General features: G+C 64.8%; 2 protein-coding genes. Both read right to left on the bottom strand.

The features are described 5' to 3' along the window. A partial coding sequence (locus tag ENZ75_RS31100; RefSeq protein ID WP_245481317.1) for a triphosphoribosyl-dephospho-CoA synthase occupies positions 1–590 on the bottom strand: 590 nt, incomplete at its 3' end. Positions 591–652: 62 nt separating this feature from the next. Beyond that, entirely contained in the window at positions 653–1,567 is a 915-nt protein-coding gene (locus ENZ75_RS31095) for a RimK family alpha-L-glutamate ligase (RefSeq protein WP_245458385.1), read from the bottom strand. Positions 1,568–1,678 lie beyond the last annotated feature (111 nt).

The raw sequence follows: 1,678 nt of genomic DNA, 5'->3' as shown, positions 1-1,678 counted from the left end.
CCGTGCTTGCGCATCACATGGCTGTCGGGGAAGCCGGCGAGAAACGCCATGTAGACGAACACCGTCGGCCACATGCCGTCTTCTTCACGTGCCAACGCTCCATCCAGCGCGGCGAGCCCGACCCCGAACACGTCGCCGAAACAGTTGCTGTACTGGCGAGCGATCATGTCGCGGTCGGCAGCCTCCCTCATCGCGTCCAGCAAATGGACCTTCGGCTCCTGCCGCACATCGTTGGCGGCTTCTCCGAGGCCGCCTGGCGCGGCCGTGACGATCGCCTCGAATACCGCCTTGGTATCCTGCACGCTCAAAGCCCGAAGCAGCGAATCGAGATTGTCACGCAGTCTGTCACCGCCCATTTCGGCGGCGCATATCAGAGGCCCTGCCAGAAGGATGATTCCGAGATTGGTATTGGTTGCGACCGCCAGTCGTGTCGCGCGCACCGCCTCCAGCATCCGCTGCCCGACCGGCAGACGAGGATCGGTCAGCGGCCCGGAGGAAACCTCCGCACTTGTCATGAACTGGGCGGCGGACATGCCGTGTCCGTCGGCGAACAGATGGACGTTGCCCGGCTTTAGGGCTTCGATCTCCATCCTGCAGGCATTCTTATAGCTGGCCCGGAGGCGTTCACGCGAAAGCACCACCTTGCCCGCCCTCACGAATTCGCAGGCGCGGCAAAACGGTAGGGCCGCGGTGCGGCGGCCGCCTCGGCGCGGTCGGCCAGAAGTTTCAGCAAGGCATCGGCGATTGCTTCGGCGATGTTCACGGCGACCACCGACTGCAATCCCGACCATGCGGGCATGCTGTTCACTTCGAGTATGAACAGATTGCCGTCGTCAGCCCGCACGATGTCCACGCCGGCAAAATCCGCGCCGACCGCGGCTGACGCAGCGACGGCCAGCGATGCCAGTTCCGCCTTGCCATGTTCGGAAACCTGTTCCGGCACGCCACCCCGGTTGACGTTCGTGATCCAGTCGTCGCTGATGCGGCTCATCATCGCCACGGTCTCTCCGGCGCAGACAAACACGCGGAAATCCCGGAAAGGCGGACCGGCACGCGACACATATTGCTGAAGGTAGTAGACGCTGTTCACCTCTTCTGCGGCCGGCAGGTCCGAGAACGTGCGGATCAGCTTTATGCCGCGGCCTTGCGCCCCGAACAATGGTTTCAGCACCAGCGGTCCCCGCGGAAGCTCTTGCGCCGCGACCTCCTCGGCGACGGCAAGTCCTTCTACGGCAAAGGTGCGTGGCGTAGGCAGGCCGGCATTTTTCAGGAGGAATGTCGTCATCGACTTGTCGACGCAGCGCTCGATCGCCTGCGCGGAATTCCATACGGGAACCGACAGTCTGCTTAACGCGTGCAGCACCCCGAGGCGCCGGGTAACCGCTTCGAACGATCCGGCGGCGATCGAACGGACGAGCACGGCGTCGGGCAGCGTGCCGCCGAAGCCGGGGATCGCAAGTCCGCTCGGGCTGCTGGTATCGAATGCGATCGCCGCCAGCGGCACGGCTGTAACGGCGGCGCCCCCCCGACCAAGTCCTGCCGCCAGGCCGTTGGAGCCGGTGTCCACTTTGTCGCTGACGATCAGGATGCGAGGGATCATGTGGCCTCTCGGGTGCGGGAATGTCGGCGGCGCGAGCGATTCCAGGCCCTCATGGCAGCGTCCGCGGCAGGGCTGCAC

The sequence above is a fragment of the Mesorhizobium sp. M7A.F.Ca.CA.002.04.1.1 genome, assembly GCF_004022805.1.
In the GTDB taxonomy this organism is placed as follows: domain Bacteria; phylum Pseudomonadota; class Alphaproteobacteria; order Rhizobiales; family Rhizobiaceae; genus Mesorhizobium; species Mesorhizobium ciceri.
The sequence above is the reverse complement of the archived record's forward strand: the minus strand, read 5'-3'. Positions and strand labels throughout refer to the sequence as shown.